We start from the raw sequence: 454 nt of genomic DNA on the forward strand, positions 1-454 counted from the left end.
ATCGTAGGGGGAGGGCAAGGGACCGGCGAGGAATGCCGATCCCGGGCAAAGCATGCTGTCGGTTCCCAGCTGCAGGCAGCGGTGGCATTGCACTGGCCCGTCGCTCTCGGACACTGCAAACACGCGGTTGTCCCAGTCCGTTGCCGTCACCGCACGCCAGGCCTCCAGCCCCGCGTCGGAAAGAGCATAAACGTTGACCCACTTCGGGCCGCCACGCCTCCAGTTCCGCCCCATGCCCTCGCGGGACTTTTTGAGCCATCCCCTGCTGTGCATCTTCGACAGGTCTGAAGCCAGCGTGCGGCAGCGATAGCCTCCGATGGCAGCCGTCCGCGCCTCCGCCCCCGTCGCTGCCGCGTAGGCAAGGAGAAATGCATCGTTCAACACTTCCACGCGGCCTTCCGCACCGATGGCTCGAAGCAACCACAACTCGCGCGCAGGGTACGAGATCACGGCT

The 454-nt window shown here is 65.4% G+C and carries 1 protein-coding gene; it reads right to left on the reverse strand.

Annotated features, from left to right (window positions below; all coding sequences use genetic code 11):
* A partial coding sequence (locus GVL03_RS22460) for a hypothetical protein (RefSeq protein WP_235038281.1) occupies nt 1-390 on the reverse strand: 390 nt, incomplete at its 3' end.
* Nucleotides 391-454 lie beyond the last annotated feature (64 nt).

Origin of the sequence: Microbacterium sp. 18062, assembly GCF_902706225.1 — a bacterium.
Taxonomy (GTDB): Bacteria; Actinomycetota; Actinomycetes; order Actinomycetales; family Microbacteriaceae; genus Microbacterium.